Origin of the sequence: Caballeronia sp. SEWSISQ10-4 2 (assembly GCF_030464885.1) — a bacterium.
Lineage (GTDB): Bacteria > Pseudomonadota > Gammaproteobacteria > Burkholderiales > Burkholderiaceae > Caballeronia.
Window position 1 is genome coordinate 37,224 of the sequence record NZ_JALPRJ010000044.1, and the last position, 15,441, is coordinate 52,664.

Sequence of the window (15,441 nt, forward strand, 5' to 3'; positions counted from 1 at the left end):
GCGCGCAGAAACCATTTCCGTTTTTCAGAACAGGGCGGTGGCGACGGTCAGTCAGCGAACCTCGGCCGCCCACGCTTCGGCGTCGGCGCCGGCCGGGATGCGCATCGGTGATGACGGGTCGGTCGCCGCGCGCCACACGGCTTCGGCGACGTCCTGTGCCCGGGTGATCGGGGAAGACGTATCCCCCAGCCGTGCGAAGACGTCCTTGACTAGCTCGGCATAGGCCTCGTGGTCGAGGCCGTGCATGTGGGTGCGCGCGTTCTCTCCGAAGCGGGTATCGGGCGCACGGCCCGGCAGCACCAGGCGTGCCCGCACGCCGAACTGCTCGAGCTCCAGCGCCATCGACTCGGTGAATGCGTTCACCGCCGCCTTGCTTGCACGGTACGCGGCGATCAGGGGCAGTGCCTTCAGCGTCACGCTCGACGTAACGTTCACGACGACGCCGGCCTTGCGCTGCCGAAACTGGGGCAGCACCGCTTGCGTCAATGCGATCGTGCCGATGGTGTTGGTCTCGAAAATCTCGCGCACCGTCGCGATCGGGACGAGTTCGGCCGGGGAAGCGGCGCCGAAGCCCGCGTTGTTGACGAGGACGTCGATCGGGCCTGCGCCCTCGACAGCCTCGCGAATGCTCTCCGGATTCGTGACGTCGAGCCCCAGCACGCGCAGGCGGTCTGAAGGCGGCAGCACGTCGGCGTGCGGCGTGCGCATCGTGGCGACGACCTGCCAGTCGCGGGCCAGGAAGCAGCGGGCGATCTCGAGGCCGAATCCGGAAGAGCAGCCGGTGATGAGGACGGTTTTCATTGGGGATCCTTTAGGGTGGCTGACGTGTGCCCCTACGATAGATCGCCGAGACCGTACTTGCTACAATAAAAAATCCAAATTTCATTAGCAGGAGTCCGGCAATGATCGATCCGTTGGCCGAAGTGGTGATGCTGCTGCAGCCGGGTGCCCGGTTCTCCAAACTCGTCCACGGCGCGAGCCCCTGGCGCATCAGCCGCTCGGATGCCGGCCAACCGTTCTATTGCGTGATCCTCGCGGGCGGGTGCCGCATCGCGATCGACGGACACGAGCCAATCGATCTCCTGTCGGGTGACTTCGCCCTGATTCCCGCGGCCTACAGTGTCGCGATATCCAGCCTCGAACCACCACCGCCGGGCGTCGAGACGCCGGCGCCCGTCGCGCTGGGCAACGGTGAATTCAGAATCGGCGCCCCAGACAGCCCGATCGACGTGCGCATGATGGTGGGTCACTGCAGCTTCGGTTCGCCGGATGCGTCCCTGCTGGTCTCACTGCTACCACAACTCGTGCACGTCCGCAGCGAACAGCGACTGGCCACGCTCGTGCAACTCGTGCGGGAGGAATCACGCGAGCAGCGGCCCGCGCGCGAAGTCGTGCTCTCACGACTGCTGGAAGTGCTGCTTATCGAAGCGCTGCGGTCCACGGCAGGAACGACCGCGTCACCGGGCCTGGTGCGCGGGCTCGCCGACTGCCGCCTCGCAGCCGCGATCCGCGGGATGCACGAACACCCAACGCACGCGTGGACGGTGGCCGACCTCGCGAAGGAGGCCGCGCTCTCGCGCTCGACCTTTTTTGAGCGCTTCAGCCGCGCGGTCGGCCTCACGCCGATGGAATATCTGCTTACCTGGCGCATGGCGCTCGCGAAGAACCTGCTGCGCCGCAACGAAGGCCGGATCGCCGAGATCGCGGAGCGTGTCGGCTACGGTTCCGCAAGCACGTTCAGCGTCGCCTTCACGCGGCACGTCGGCCGGCCGCCGGCTCAGTACGCGCGCGAGGAGCAGGCGGTCGCGAGCGGCGCGTAAGACGGCGCGAACAGGCTGCTCTCAGATCTGGACGCGCTTCCCTGGCTTAACCACGTCCCACACGCGCGTGTTGCGCGATCGCCGGATAGCTCGGTCGCGCACGGGTATTCGCTTTTCGCTTTCGAGTTTGACGAGTGGAACGGCTGCAACGGGTCGAAGGACTGAAACCGTTCGCGCGGTGAGTGGACGCCGCATCGACTTTGCGGCCTAACAGCTAGGGAGTAACAACAAATTTCGCGCCGTTCTCTTTAATTCGTAGAGCGACCGCGCAACCCACGGGTGGCCAATGGCCGCTAAGGCCGAGGAGCCCGTGCCTCAAGGCGACTCATAAAGAAGGTGTGAGCCGTCACGGCTATTTCGGCAGTCGGCTTTATGGGCCGGGTACCAGCCGCTTCACGCGGCCGGATTTATCGACGATTACATCGCGGGAATCATCACCGGAACATCGGTATGGTCCTCCACGCCCTTGACGCCCTGCACTTTTTCCGCAGCGATGCACATGGCACGCGCTTGCTCGGACGAAGTGACGACGCCCCATAAATGAACCGTGCCTTCATTCACAATGACGTTCTCGGCGGGAACGGCCCAGCGGTGACCGCTAAGTTCTCGAAGGACTGCCTCGCGGATGGATTGATCGGCGGCCACCACTTTCACCCCCGATTCCTTTGGCGCACTCGCCAACGCCTTCACCAGATTCGCCCTGCTAACGATTCCAAGAAGCTCGCCGTCGTAGAGCACCGGAACACGCTTGATTCGATGCCGCTCAAGAAGATCGGCTATTTCACGCATCGGTGTTGTCTCTTTCACGGTAATCACCTCGGGCGTCATGACGTCCCTCACCAATCGCGCGTTTTCCTTGATATAGGCCACGGCAAGATCCTGAGTCGACGAAAATAATTCGAGCCACCACGAACGTCGCCGGGCTTGCGTTCCGATCTCCGTTCTATGGAGCAAGTCGCCCTCGGTGAGCATGCCGAGCAGCCGGCCCTCGTCGTCCACTACCGGCGCACCGCTGATGTGATTGTCCGCCAGTAGACGGGCTGCCTCTCGCACTGTCGTCCCGGGCCCCACGGTGATGACAGTTCTGGTCATGATATCGACTGCTCGCATGTGCTTCTCCTCAATGTGATCGAGCGAGCGCTTGAAAGAGGAAAGAACCTCCCTCATCAGGACTCGCCTACAGTAGGAATGCTAGTGAAGGATCGCGCCCCGGACTTGACTCAGATCAACCGTGCCGCCGTTCACCCCGCCAACAACGCGACAACAACGCAACCACGACTAGAAACGCATCCCCACGCCAACGCCGACTACCAGCGGGTCGATCTTGAGCGACCCCAGGGCGACACCGTCCGCCGACGCGCTGGTGCGCATCCAGATTTTCTTGATGTCGAAGTTGACAAACAGATCGTGCGCAACCTGCACGTCTACGCCCGCTTGCAGCGCTGGCCCGAAACTTGAGTTCTTGATCGAGACAGGCGTATCTCCGGCGTGAAGCCCGTTGTTGTAGAACAGCGTGTAGTTCACGCCTGCGCCGACATAAGGGCGGACCTTCCCCGCAGCGTTGAAATAGTACTGAAGCAAGAGCGTGGGCGGCAAAACGTTCACGCCGCCAAGCGCCCCGCTGTTCGAGCTGACCTGATGGCGCGACGTGGCGAGAATCAACTCAATACCAATGCTCGGGCGCACCATATAAACAAAATCGAGTTCGGGGACGATCGTGTTCTTGGCCCCCGTCCCGAAGCTTCCAAGCGTGCCGCCCGCGGAGACTTCGGGCTCGATGCTGATTGCCCTGACTCGCGCGAGGATGTCGCCTTGATCGGCCTGGGCCGGCAGGCATACCGCCGATAACGCCGCGCTCAATAAAGCCGCTGCAAGTAATGAATGTTTTCTCACCAATCTTCCCCTGTTTTTTCCGGTCGCGAATGCGTTTTCCGTTTCTGGATTTTCCGAATGCCGCCGGCGTTGCGCCATGACGTGGATCAGAAAACCGGCATAACAAGGGTGCGGGGTATTGCGCATTTCCAGAGAGAGGCGCCGTCCGCTTTCCACACCGGCGTCAAGCCCATTCCCGGCTGGCCACCCGGCGTACCGCGCCGTATACAATTGATCCCGGGCGAACATGCTCTCAGCCAGTCCATGCATCGAGCGGGCGGCGGGCCGGCGGTTTAACAAGCCATACGAGCAATCCGAGCGGGAGAACCACGTGCCAAGCGATCCATTGTCTTCACCTCAGCCGGACAGCGCGCCAGCGAGCGACGAACTGGCAAGCAAGGCCTTCCCGCATACGTTGAGCGATACCCATTTCAGGCTGCTGGTCGACTCGGTACAGGACTACGCCATCTTCATGCTGGATCCTGATGGGCGTGTCGTGAGCTGGAACCGCGGCGCGCAAAGCATCAAAGGCTACGTTGCCGGGGAAATCGTCGGACAGCACTTTTCGGTGTTCTATACACCCGAAGATGTTGCGAGCGGCAAGCCGCACGCGGAACTGGCGCTGGCCGCATCGGAAGGTCGCATTGAAGACGAAGGCTGGCGCATGCGCAAGGACGGCTCGCGCCTTTGGGCGAACGTAACGATCACCGCAATCCGCGCACCAGATGGCGCGCTTCACGGTTTCGCCAAAGTGACACGCGATATGACCGATCGCCTGCGGCTGATTGAGCTTCAGCAAGCGAGCGAGTTGTCCTCACATGTGCAAGGCGCACGCGAGGAAGAAAGAACCCGGATCGCGCGCGAGCTTCACGACGATCTAGGCCAGCAACTGGTCGCACTCAAGATGGACGTCGCTTTGCTGGATCAGGCCGCGACGGGCGACGGCAAGACCGCGTGTCACGCCATCTCGCAGACGATCGCGTTGCAGAGGCAAATCGATTCGATCATCGCCTCGGCACGGCGCATTGCCGGAGGTCTGCGTCCACCCATGCTCGACGATCTGGGCCTCGCGGCCGCGCTCGAGTGGCTCGCTGCGGAATTCCGTAACCGTTACGGCCTGGTCGTCGCCGTGCAAAACACAACGGGTCAACTGTCATTGTCGGCAACGGCCGCAACCGCGATGTTTCGAGTGGTGCAGGAAGCACTGGCCAACGTAACGCGTCACGCTGAAGCCACCCAGGTACGCGTCGAAATGCGGCTCGCGCAAAATGAATTCCGGCTGCACGTCGAGGATGACGGAAAAGGGACCACGCTCGACGGTAACCGAAGCAACGAGAATTTCGGATTGCTCGGCATGCAGGAGCGAGTGCGTCAGTTGCGCGGGAAGATCGCCTTTGACAGCGCGCCTGGCGATGGATTTCGAATCGACGTCCGATTACCCATCGAAGTGGTTAAAGCAAAAGACGACGGCAACCAAGACGCCTCTCTTGCACGCCGGGCTACAGATGAATCGTTTCCGAGCGCTTGAGCTGGATCCATACCATGCCCTCGCGCAGGCCATCGAGCACCGTCTCGCACTCGGTTGTGAAGATTTCCGAGTGCCGGAATCGATGCTTGAATTCACCACTCGCGCCACCGTGGCCAACGTACACTTCGCAGCCAAAGCCGCCGTCGACCGGGAAAGTCTGGGAGGAAACGATCCAGTCGTCCCCAGTCACTTGACCCGTGATGGCCATGTCGTTTCTCCCTTACTCTGCGACCGGACGGTCGCCCGTTTTTGGCTGCATCGACGCCCGCAACGACGGAACCGCATCAGCTTCGTTACGCCTCGATGATCACCTTCAGCGCATGCGTATCGGCGGCCTGAGCGAAGGTATCGTAGGCCTTGATGACGTCGTTCAGGCCGAACCGGTGGGTAATGAGCTTGCCCGCTTCCAGGCGCCCTGAACGCACGGTCTTGAGCAGCATGGGCGTGCTGACAGTATCGACCAGCCGTGTCGTAATCGAGATGTTGCGGTCCCACAGGCATTCCATATGCAGGTCGACTTTCACGCCATGCACGCCGACATTGGCGATGGTGCCCCCGGGCGCAATGATCGATTCGCATAACTCGAAGCTGGCCGGCACGCCAACCGCTTCGATCGCGCAATCCACGCCAACGTTGCCGGTCAGGTTCATGATCTCGGCGACCGGATCGCCACTCGAATTGTTCACGCACGCCGTCGCGCCGAAGGTTCGCGCCACTTCCAGCCGGTTCGCATCGCGGTCGATCATGATGATTTGCGCCGGTGCATAGAACTGCGCCGTGAGCAATGCAGCAAGGCCAATAGGACCTGAGCCGACAATGGCGACCGTGCTGCCCGGCTGCACTTTCCCGTTGAGCACACCGCACTCGAAACCGGTCGGAAGAATGTCCGACAGCATGACGAGTGCTTCTTCGTCAGCACCGGCGGGGATGGGATACAGGCTCGTTTCCGCGTGCGGAATGCGCACATATTCGGCTTGCGTGCCGTCGATCCGGTTGCCGAGAATCCAGCCACCTGTCGTGCAATGGGAGTACATGCCACGGCGGCAGTAATCACATTTCCCACACGACGTGATGCAAGAAATAAGGACGTGGTCGCCGGGTTTGAACGTCGAAACCGCTGCCCCCACTTGCTCGATTACGCCGACGCCCTCGTGTCCCAGGATGCGGCCCGGCTCACAGGTTGACACGTCACCTTTCAGGATGTGCAGATCGGTACCGCAAATCGTCGTGCGCGTGACTCTGACGATTGCGTCCGTGGCCGACATGAGCTTCGGCATCGGCCGTTCGTCGAGAGATTTTCTGCCGGGTCCGTGATACACGAGTGCCTTCATCGTCAATCTCCATTTGTCGGGGGAAAGGGGCTTCCATGACAAAACTTTAGGCTCGCGGACGGCGGCGCGGTTGACCTATATCAACCGATAAGGACATGGGCGGAGAGGCCGGCCTGGTGAGAATGGAGAACGGAGGATGGCAACGGGTCCGTTCAAGATGCGCCGGTATGCGCTTGCTTGATCTGCGTCAACGGAAAAAAAGCGCGAAGTCATAGACTTTTTGTAAGCGTCCGCGGATCTGGACAGATTCTGGACCAACTCCGGTTGCTTACTCAGTCACAGACTCACCGGCCCCCCAAGCCCACCAACGGAGTATTTGCGATGAGCTACAAGAGCATTGTCGTTCAACTCGACATGAGCGCGCGCGCCCATCCCCGCCTCGAATATGCGATGCGTCTCGCCAGGCAGTTCGGCGCACACCTCACCGGCGTGTTCTCGGCATTCACCCCTGACCCGCGTTCCTTCTACATCATGGCCGGCGCGGCCGACTACTATGAAGCGCACCGCCAGTCCCGTCAGGAGCGCCACGGCGCACTCGAGCGGATCTTTCACGCGGAATTGTTGCGGGCGGGCGTGACGGGGCAATGGATCGACCACCACGATTCCGCGAGCGAAGCGATCCCTCGCTATGCGCGCTACGCGGATCTGGTCGTGGCCGGACAGGACGATCCGGACGATCCGGAATCGTTTATCGCCGATCACTTCCCCGAAACGCTCGTCATGTCCGCGGGCCGGCCTGTGCTCTTCATTCCCTATACAGGCGTGTTTCCCACGCTCGGCGCGAATATCATGGTTGCGTGGAACGGCAGCCGCGAGTCGGCTCGTGCTGTCCACGATGCCCTGCCGCTGCTGCAGCGGGCCGAAAACGTCACCGTTGTCAGACTCAACGAACACAAAGACGAGCTGCGTGACAGCCGCATTCCGGGAGCCGACATCGCGCTCATGCTGGCGCGGCACGGCGTCAAGGCGGAAGTGGCGGCACTCGACGGTGTCGGCAACCTGCCGCTGGGCGACGTACTGCTTTCGCGCGCGTCAGACCTGGGCGCCGACCTCGTGGTCATGGGCGCGTATGGCCACTCGCGCTGGCAGGAACTCGTGATGGGCGGTGCGACGCGCGGCATGCTGGAGTCCATGACGGTGCCGGTTTTGATGTCGCATTGATGATCCGTTGAAGCCAAGGAGATTCTTCATGTACGCCCGCATTCTTGTGCCGATCGACGGCAGCGAAACGTCGGCGCACGCCCTCGACGCCGCTTTGGAACTAGCCCGCGAACACGACGCGGAACTCAAGCCGATTTATGTGGTGGACGCACCGCAACTGATGTATTCGGGGCCGGTCAGCGATCCTTCGGTCATCCGCGAAGCCTTGGTCAAGGAGGGCGAGCACGTGCTCGCCGACGCTACCGCGAAGATGCTGCGCGCGGGTGTCAAAGGCTCGACACGCGTCCTCGAAGTCGAACTTGTCGGTGACGACATCTCGCAGCAGATCACGGCCGCCGCGAAAGAGTTCGGCGCCGATCTTGTGGTCATGGGCACACACGGGCGGCGCGGATGGCGGCGGCTCGTGCTGGGCAGCGTCTCCGAGCGCTTCTTGCGGATTTCAACCCTGCCGGTGCTGCTGGTTCCGCTGAATTCCGCGGAAAAGAGGGACCTCGCGCGGTGAGCATACCGGACGTTGCCGGCGCATCCTTATGAGCGATAAGACTATCCTGATCCATCTCGATGCCCGAGCGAAGCCGCACGGCCTACCCAAACCGCGCTAGGACGCCAGTGCCACGTCACGTTGATCGTCACGAACGGTGAGGACCGGAACATGACTCGATCGCAAAACCGTTTCCGCAACGCTGCCCAGCAGATGCCGGCGCACGGCACGCGGTCCATGCGCGCCCATCACGATGAGATCCGCTCCGAATGCCTGAGCAGCTTGCATGAGCGCACCGGGAACGCTCGCACCGTGCGCATCGATTATCTGGGTGACGCCACGTATCCGGTTTCGCGCGCAGAAGTCGCGCGCGTGATCGAGTTGCCGGCGTACGGTCACATCGACCGCTTCTGCTTCAACAACCCCAAGCGCGGAATCGCAAATAGACACGTCGTGCGAGACAACGCGCGCCACCATCAACATCGCATCGGCGGCCTGCGCCAGCTTGAGCGCCTCTTTGAGCGCAAGACGCGCGCTGAGGCTGCCGTCGAGAGCCACGAGAATTCGTTTGTACAAAATCTGCTCCCCGGATATCGTCTACGCTTTAGTAAGCTTCAGTGTCCGCGCACAGGTCCGCTCGCCGCTTGATCCACATCAATTCACACTGTCGGCTGGCTCATGACATGGAGCTTCACGTCTGCCCGCCGCACGGAACAGATCGAGAACGGCACGGGCTGTTCAGCGCAATCTCGGCCTCGCGCGTTTTTTTCCTTTCTCGGAGACACCATGTCCGGGCCACCCACCGCACGGCGTAACACGGCACCGCAGCGTAGCAATCGTCGACGGACTCGCTACGCCCGCGCAACTGGCATTGCCGGGATGGCCGGCGCCCTTCTGCTCGCCGCAAGCGCGGGCTCCATGGCGCGCAGGCGCAAGACGAAGGATCAAGTGCCCTCCACTCCGTCACCGCTTGGCGAAGCACGATTGCTCGGCATCATCCGGTCGTCGATGGAAGCGATCATCACCATCGACGAAAACCAGCGTATCGTCATGTTCAATCCGATGGCCGAGCGTTTGTTCGACTGTCCGGCGGCAGAGGCGATCGGGACCTCGCTTGCCCGCTTCGTGCCCGAGCGTTTTCGCGCCGGGCACGCCGCGCACGTTCGTCAGTTCGGCGTGACCGGCGTGTCAGACCGGCAGATGGGCGGCCGGCGCATACTGTACGGCTTGCGCACGAATGGCGACGAGTTCCCGTTCGAAGCATCGATTTCTCAATTCGACGACGAAGACGGCAAGCTTTACACGGTGATGTTGCGCGACATCAGCCCGCAAGTCGACGCAGAACGTTCGCTGCAGCACTCGCACGAGGAACTGCGGGAGCTCTCCGCGAACCTGCTGAACATCCGTGAAGAAGAAAAATCACGCATCGCGAGGGAATTGCATGACGACCTGGGCCAGCAACTGACCGCGCTGAAAATGGATATATCCTCACTCGAACTTGCACCCGGAACGGATGCAGAAGCGCGCGCGCAATTACGCGGCATGCAGCGCCTGATCGATGCGACCGTGGCCTCGATGCGCCGGATTGCCGCCGACCTGCGGCCCGTGATGCTCGACGACCTAGGGCTGGTGCCGGCCATAGACTGGCTGGCGATCGACTTTACGAACCGATACGGTATCGACGTCGAGCGGCGGATCGACGCGAGGCATACCATTTTCAGCCGCGACGGCGCTACCGCCGTGTTCCGGATCGTGCAGGAGGCGCTCACCAACGTGGCGCGCCATGCACAAGCCACGCACGTCGATCTGTCGTTGTATCTGGAAGAGGACCGCTGCATCCTGCGCATCGCTGACGACGGCATCGGCGCGCATGAGCGTGCCGATGCCGGGCGCAAGTCGTTCGGCCTGATCGGCATACGCGAGCGGGCGCACCGGCTGGATGGTTCGGTCGCGATCGAGTCCGGTGCCGGAAAAGGCTTCACGTTGACCGTGACCTTCCCGCTGATCACCTTGCAACAGGACGGCCCTTTCTCCGACGATCCCGAGAACACCGAGGAAGAACCACTGCAATGACCCGAGTATTGATCGCCGATGACCACGCCCTCGTGCGCGACGGACTGCGCCATATCCTGCGCAGCGCGAGCGGCCTGGAGGTGGCTGGCGAAGCCAGCGACGGCGCCACCACCATTGCCATGATCCGCGCCACCGCGGCAGACGTGCTGGTGCTCGACTTGTCGATGCCGGGCAGGAACGGGGTCGAACTGCTCAAACAGATCAAGGACGAAAAACCGGCGCTGCGCATTCTCGTCTTGACGATGCATGCGGAACAGCAATATGCGGTGCGCGCGTTCAAGGCAGGGGCGTCAGGTTATCTGACCAAGGAAAGCGCGAGCGCTGAACTCGTCACAGCCGTCAGCAAGGTCGCCGCGGGCGGGGTGTACGTCAGCCTGGCCATGGCCGAGCGGCTCGCACAAAGCTTGAATGAACCGGCCGATGATCTGCCGCACCAGCGACTTTCCGACCGCGAATTCGAAGTCTTTCGACGGATCGCGGCGGGCGAAACGATCACGCAAATCGCGCAGGCGCTGTCGGTCAGCGCCAAGACAGTCAGCACATACAAGACCCGCATCCTCGAGAAAATGCAGATGCCGCACGAAACGGCCCTGGTCCGCTACGCAATGCGGCACAAGCTCTTCGACGACGACTGCGACGACTGATAAGCCTCATACGCTTGCGCCCCTCTCGCGCTGCCCGCGTGTAGTCCGATCCCTACACAGCTTCTCAAACCCCTACATCACGTCTGGCCGCCCGCCGATTTTATTTTGAGATAGCCAGGAAGATACTTTCAGGCATGAACTCAAACGGTTGCCCGCCATGCTGAAGATCTTCCTTGTCGATGACTCCGGCCTTGTGCGTCGCCGTCTCTCTACCCTGATTAGCGCGCTGGCCGGCGTGGTGATCGTCGGCGAGTCGGAAGAAGCCGACACCGCGCTAGGGTGCATCCACATGACCCGCGCCGACCTCGTGATCGTTGACCCGCATCTGGCAGGAGGCAACGGCATGGAGATTGTCGAGTCGCTGGCACGCGCCACCCCGCCCGTCCTTACCATGGTGTTGACCAACCATTCGGGACCGGCGTTTCGTGCCGCCTGCCGCCGCGCCGGTGCGGACTATTTTTTCGACAAGACCTGCGAATACGAACTGGCCCGCGACACGATCGAGCGATTGGCCAATGGATTGACCGATAAGCCCTGCGCCGAGCCGACGCCATGCGAGCCAGCATGACGAACCCGCTCTCAACCCGCACAGCTCGCCAAGCCCCCATTCACTGATCACCCGGCTCTTCTGGAGACAGGCATGACCTCAGCTACCGCTTGCGCGTCCGCAGCTTCGAACGTGGCGCCTTCTACTTATATGGCCCACGCGGCCAGCATGAATTCGCCGCCGGCGGCTACCCGCCCGGACACGAACTGCTCCGCTTGTTCCTTGCATTCCATCTGCATGCCGTCTCAGTTGAGCGCGACCGAACTGGCCCGGCTCGATGCCATTGTCTGCTCCACGCGGCTGGTACGGCGCGGTGAGACGCTGTACCGCGCCGGCGATGCGTTCAAAAGCATCTACGCCGTGCGGGTCGGCTGCTTCAAGACCGTCATCACGCATCGCGACGGCCACGAGCAGGTCACCGGGTTTCATATCGCGGGCGAACCGCTGGGACTCGACGGCGTATGCTCCGATGAACAGAATTGCGACGCGATCGCGCTCGAGGACAGCAAGGTGTGCGTCATCCCGTTCGACTTGCTCGAGGATCTGTGCCACGACGTGAAAGCCATGCAGCAGCATGTGCATCGCATGATGAGCGGCGAAATCGTGCGTGAATCGGGACTCATGATGATGCTCGGCACCATGACCGCCCAGCAGCGCGTCGCTGCGTTCCTGATCAATCTTTCGTCCAGGATGAAAATACGGGGCTACTCCGCCGCGCAATTCAACCTGCGCATGACGCGGGAAGAGATCGGCAGCTATCTCGGGCTGAAACTCGAAACCGTGAGCCGGATGTTCTCGAAGCTGCAGAAAGCAGGTGTTATCGACACAAACGGCAAGCAAGTACATATTCTCGACAGCGAGAAGCTCGCTGGGGTCTGATCGAAGCGCACACATGCCCATAGAGTATCTGCGAAGTTTCACCCGGCCGGAGCGCACCGACCAGAATAACCGGCGCCTTGGACGCTGGCTTGCGTTTATCGCGGGCGCGGCCAACGCTGGCGGCTTTCTGGCCGTCGGGCAGTACACCTCGCATATGTCGGGGATCGTGTCGGCACTCGCCGATAACCTCTCGGTAGGCGAGATCGGTCTCGTGGTCGCAGGATTCAGTTCGCTCGCGGCGTTCATGGCCGGCGCCGCCACCTCCGCGATCATGATCAACTGGGGCCGGCGGCGCCGCGCACAAAGCGAATACGCGCTGCCGTTGATATTGGAAGCCGTGCTACTGCTTGTCTTCGGTCTGCTCGGCTCGAATCTGGAAAACAACCGGATCCTGTTCGTGCCCGCTACCGTGGCGTTGCTGTGCTACGTGATGGGCCTGCAGAACGCGATGATCACGAAGATCTCCAAAGCCGAGATCCGCACCACGCACGTGACCGGCCTCGTCACGGATATCGGCATCGAACTCGGCAAACTATTCTATTGGAACGTGTCGGAGTCAGGGCACGGTATTGTCGTTGTCAAGGCAGACCGGTCGAGGCTCCGGCTCCTGGCATCGCTGCTCGGCATGTTTTTTATCGGCGGCCTCGCAGGCGCGCTGGGCTTCAAGTATGTGGGTTTTATATCGACCCTGCCGCTTTCGGCAATGCTGGTCGTACTGGCGGTCGTGCCGCTGATGGACGATCTGGTAGGCCAGCGCCGGTAGCAGTCTGAGCGCTTGGCCGAGCTTGGCGGTTGCGTCTGTCCTGCCTGTTTGACTTGTATCAAAGCGATATCCATTGGACAAACGCATAGTCGGCTAACGGCTGCGCCTTTTCGACAAGCGCCGGCCGCGCGCAGCCGGTGCACTCCCTGACGCGGACACTACGCGGGCTGGATCCATTCGGGCCATCAAGAGCCCTTCCCCAAGCGACGATCCCTGCTGGCTCGCCGACCTCACGATTAAAGCGAGGAGACTATGTCTACCATCGAAACGAGCCCTCACGTCCCTGCTCAGGACATTCCTTTGGCAAGCCATGCCATGATTGAGAGCATGGAGGCTTACCGCGCGCTCGTGGCTGAGGCCGCGCAGGATCACGAAGCCTTCTGGGCGCGGCTTGCCCGCGAGCACCTGAGCTGGCGCCGTCCGTTCACGCAGATTCTCGACGACAAGAATGCGCCGTTCTACAAGTGGTTCGAGGACGGGGAACTGAACGCGTCGTACAACTGCCTCGACCGCAATCTGGCCAGCGGCAACGCGAACAAAACCGCGATCATTTTCGAGTCGGACGACGGCCGGGTTTCGACCGTCACCTATCAGGCGCTGTATCACCGGGTATGCCGGCTCGCCAACGCGCTGCGCGCTCGCGGCGTGAAGAAAGGCGACCGGGTAGTCATCTATCTGCCGATGTCGGTCGAAGGTGTTGTCGCGATGCAAGCATGCGCGCGTATTGGTGCACCGCATTGCGTCGTGTTCGGCGGGTTTTCCGCGAAGTCGCTTCATGAGCGGATAACGAACGTTGGCGCTGTGGCGATCATTACGGCGGACGAACAGGTTCGCGCCGGCAAGACCTTGCCGCTGAAGAGCATTGTTGACGAGGCGCTGGCGATGGGCGGCACCGACGCCGTCAAGACCGTCGTCATCTACCGGCGCACGGGCGGCCGGATTCCATGGATCGGCGGCCGCGATAATTGGCTGCACGAGCTGGAGCACGCGCAGCCGGACACCTGCGAGCCCGAATGGGTGAGCGCCGAGCATCCGCTGTTCGTGTTGTACACGTCGGGCTCCACCGGCGCGCCGAAGGGCGTGCAGCACAGTACGGGCGGCTATTTGCTGTGGGCCGCCGTCACCATGAAGTGGACCTTCGACATCAAGCCGGACGATGTCTTCTGGTGTACCGCGGACATCGGCTGGATCACGGGGCATACGTACATCTGCTATGGGCCGACTGCCGTCGGTGCGACCCAGGTCATTTTCGAGGGCGTGCCGACTTACCCGAACGCGGGCCGCTTCTGGGACATGATCCAGCGCCACAAGGTGACGATTTTCTACACCGCGCCCACGGCCATCCGGTCTCTGATCAAGAGCGCTGACGCGGACCGCGCGGTGCATCCCGGGAGCTACGACCTGAGCACGCTGCGTATCCTCGGCACGGTCGGCGAACCAATCAACCCGAGCGCCTGGACGTGGTATGCAGAGCATGTCGGCGGCGGCAAGTGCCCCGTCCTCGACACGTTCTGGCAGACCGAAACAGGCGGTCACATGATCACGCCGTTGCCGGGTATTACCCCGCTCGTGCCGGGATCGTGCACGCTGCCGCTGCCTGGCATAGATGCCGCGATCGTCGATGAAACCGGCCAGGAGGTACCGAACGGGCAAGGCGGCGTGCTGGTCATCAGAAAGCCCTGGCCTTCGATGATCCGCACCGTATGGGGCAACCCGGAGCGCTTTCGAAAGGGTTATTACCCCGACGAACTGGGCGGCAATCTGTATCTCGCCGGAGATGGCGCGATTCGCGATCCCGGCACGGGTTATTTCACGATCACCGGCCGTGTTGACGATGTGCTGAATGTATCGGGACACCGGATGGGCACGATGGAAATCGAGTCGGCGCTGGCGGCCTGCCCGTTGGTCGCGGAAGCGGCGGTCGTCGGACGGCCGGACGAAACCTTCGGCGAAGCCATCGTTGCATTCGTTGTGCTGAAGGGTGAACGACCTGTCGGCGCCGACATAAAACGCGTGGCCGACGAGTTGCGCGCGTGGGTCGGCAAGGAGATCGGCCCGATTGCAAAACCGAAAGAGATCCGCTTCGGCGACGCGATGCCAAAGACGCGCTCCGGGAAGGTCGTGCGCCGCCTGTTGCGCTCGGTCGCGAAGGGCGAAACGATCTCGCAAGACACGTCGACAGTCGAAAATCCGGACGTGATCGCGCAGTTCGCCGATCCCTCGTAACGCACCTGACTCAAGCTGCCGCGTGCACTTCATGTTCACGACGAGCCAATGGATGCATGCCCCTTTTTAGTCGCGTGACAGCAGTCCGTCTGAAGGAAGCAAATTGAACACTCGCT

Annotated in this window: 15 protein-coding genes and 1 pseudogene; 10 read left to right on the forward strand and 6 right to left on the reverse strand. The window is 61.9% G+C overall.

Annotated elements, in window-relative coordinates; all coding sequences use genetic code 11:
- Window positions 1-51: 51 nt before the first annotated feature.
- A complete protein-coding gene (locus M0D69_RS26790; protein ID WP_301784888.1) occupies window positions 52-801 on the reverse strand; it encodes an SDR family oxidoreductase in 750 nt (249 codons plus the stop codon).
- A 101-nt stretch (window positions 802-902) separates the two neighbouring features.
- On the opposite strand from M0D69_RS26790, the gene M0D69_RS26795 reads away from it, so the two are divergent.
- Complete coding sequence (locus M0D69_RS26795) at window positions 903-1,820, forward strand: AraC family transcriptional regulator (RefSeq protein ID WP_301784889.1); 918 nt, start codon at window positions 903-905, stop codon at window positions 1,818-1,820.
- A gap of 417 nt (window positions 1,821-2,237) precedes the next feature.
- Here the strand turns inward: M0D69_RS26795 and M0D69_RS26800 are convergent, their stop codons facing one another.
- Together M0D69_RS26800 and M0D69_RS26805 are read right to left on the reverse strand one after the other, a co-directional pair.
- On the reverse strand, window positions 2,238-2,930 hold the full coding sequence (locus M0D69_RS26800) for a CBS domain-containing protein (protein WP_301784890.1): 693 nt from the start codon (window positions 2,928-2,930) through the stop codon (window positions 2,238-2,240).
- Window positions 2,931-3,098: 168 nt separating this feature from the next.
- Window positions 3,099-3,680, reverse strand: coding sequence for an OmpW family protein (locus M0D69_RS26805; RefSeq protein ID WP_301784926.1), 582 nt, complete (start codon window positions 3,678-3,680; stop codon window positions 3,099-3,101).
- A gap of 343 nt (window positions 3,681-4,023) precedes the next feature.
- Between M0D69_RS26805 and M0D69_RS26810 the strand changes: the two genes are divergently transcribed.
- The gene (locus tag M0D69_RS26810) at window positions 4,024-5,220 is read left to right on the forward strand and encodes a PAS domain-containing sensor histidine kinase (protein WP_301784891.1); all 1,197 of its coding nucleotides are present in this window, start codon (window positions 4,024-4,026) and stop codon (window positions 5,218-5,220) included.
- Here the strand turns inward: M0D69_RS26810 and M0D69_RS26815 are convergent.
- Window positions 5,192-5,428 (reverse strand): UDP-glucose 4-epimerase, encoded by a 237-nt coding sequence (locus M0D69_RS26815; protein WP_301784892.1) that lies wholly within the window; start codon window positions 5,426-5,428, stop codon window positions 5,192-5,194. The genes M0D69_RS26810 and M0D69_RS26815 overlap by 29 nt on opposite strands.
- A gap of 85 nt (window positions 5,429-5,513) precedes the next feature.
- Entirely contained in the window at window positions 5,514-6,551 is a 1,038-nt protein-coding gene (locus M0D69_RS26820) for a zinc-dependent alcohol dehydrogenase family protein (RefSeq protein WP_301784893.1), read from the reverse strand.
- A 321-nt stretch (window positions 6,552-6,872) separates the two neighbouring features.
- On the opposite strand from M0D69_RS26820, the gene M0D69_RS26825 reads away from it, so the two are divergent.
- Both M0D69_RS26825 and M0D69_RS26830 read left to right on the forward strand, forming a co-directional pair.
- Window positions 6,873-7,712: a universal stress protein gene (locus tag M0D69_RS26825; protein ID WP_301784894.1), complete on the forward strand. Its 840-nt coding sequence runs from the start codon at window positions 6,873-6,875 to the stop codon at window positions 7,710-7,712.
- Between the two features lie 28 nt (window positions 7,713-7,740).
- Window positions 7,741-8,214, forward strand: a complete 474-nt coding sequence (locus M0D69_RS26830) for a universal stress protein (RefSeq protein WP_301784895.1) — start codon at window positions 7,741-7,743, stop codon at window positions 8,212-8,214.
- A gap of 96 nt (window positions 8,215-8,310) precedes the next feature.
- Here M0D69_RS26830 and M0D69_RS26835 read toward each other — a convergent pair whose 3' ends face one another.
- On the reverse strand, window positions 8,311-8,769 hold the full coding sequence (locus M0D69_RS26835; protein ID WP_301784896.1) for a universal stress protein: 459 nt from the start codon (window positions 8,767-8,769) through the stop codon (window positions 8,311-8,313).
- A gap of 387 nt (window positions 8,770-9,156) precedes the next feature.
- Between M0D69_RS26835 and M0D69_RS26840 the strand changes: the two are divergent.
- From M0D69_RS26840 to acs, 6 genes and pseudogenes are all read left to right on the forward strand, one after another.
- Window positions 9,157-10,266 (forward strand): annotated as a pseudogene (locus tag M0D69_RS26840) (histidine kinase); the annotation flags it as partial.
- Window positions 10,263-10,910 carry a response regulator transcription factor gene (locus tag M0D69_RS26845; RefSeq protein WP_277044201.1) on the forward strand — a complete coding sequence of 216 codons (648 nt, stop codon included), beginning with the start codon at window positions 10,263-10,265 and terminating at the stop codon, window positions 10,908-10,910. The pseudogene M0D69_RS26840 and the gene M0D69_RS26845, both read left to right, overlap by 4 nt.
- Before the next feature lie 157 nt (window positions 10,911-11,067).
- A complete protein-coding gene (locus tag M0D69_RS26850) occupies window positions 11,068-11,478 on the forward strand; it encodes a response regulator transcription factor (RefSeq protein ID WP_301784897.1) in 411 nt (136 codons plus the stop codon).
- A gap of 129 nt (window positions 11,479-11,607) precedes the next feature.
- Window positions 11,608-12,336: a fumarate/nitrate reduction transcriptional regulator Fnr gene (fnr, locus tag M0D69_RS26855; protein WP_301784927.1), complete on the forward strand. Its 729-nt coding sequence runs from the start codon at window positions 11,608-11,610 to the stop codon at window positions 12,334-12,336.
- Between the two features lie 13 nt (window positions 12,337-12,349).
- Window positions 12,350-13,099: a YoaK family protein gene (locus M0D69_RS26860; protein ID WP_301784898.1), complete on the forward strand. Its 750-nt coding sequence runs from the start codon at window positions 12,350-12,352 to the stop codon at window positions 13,097-13,099.
- Window positions 13,100-13,351: 252 nt separating this feature from the next.
- Window positions 13,352-15,325, forward strand: coding sequence for an acetate--CoA ligase (acs, locus tag M0D69_RS26865; protein ID WP_301784899.1), 1,974 nt, complete (start codon window positions 13,352-13,354; stop codon window positions 15,323-15,325).
- Window positions 15,326-15,441: the final 116 nt, after the last annotated feature.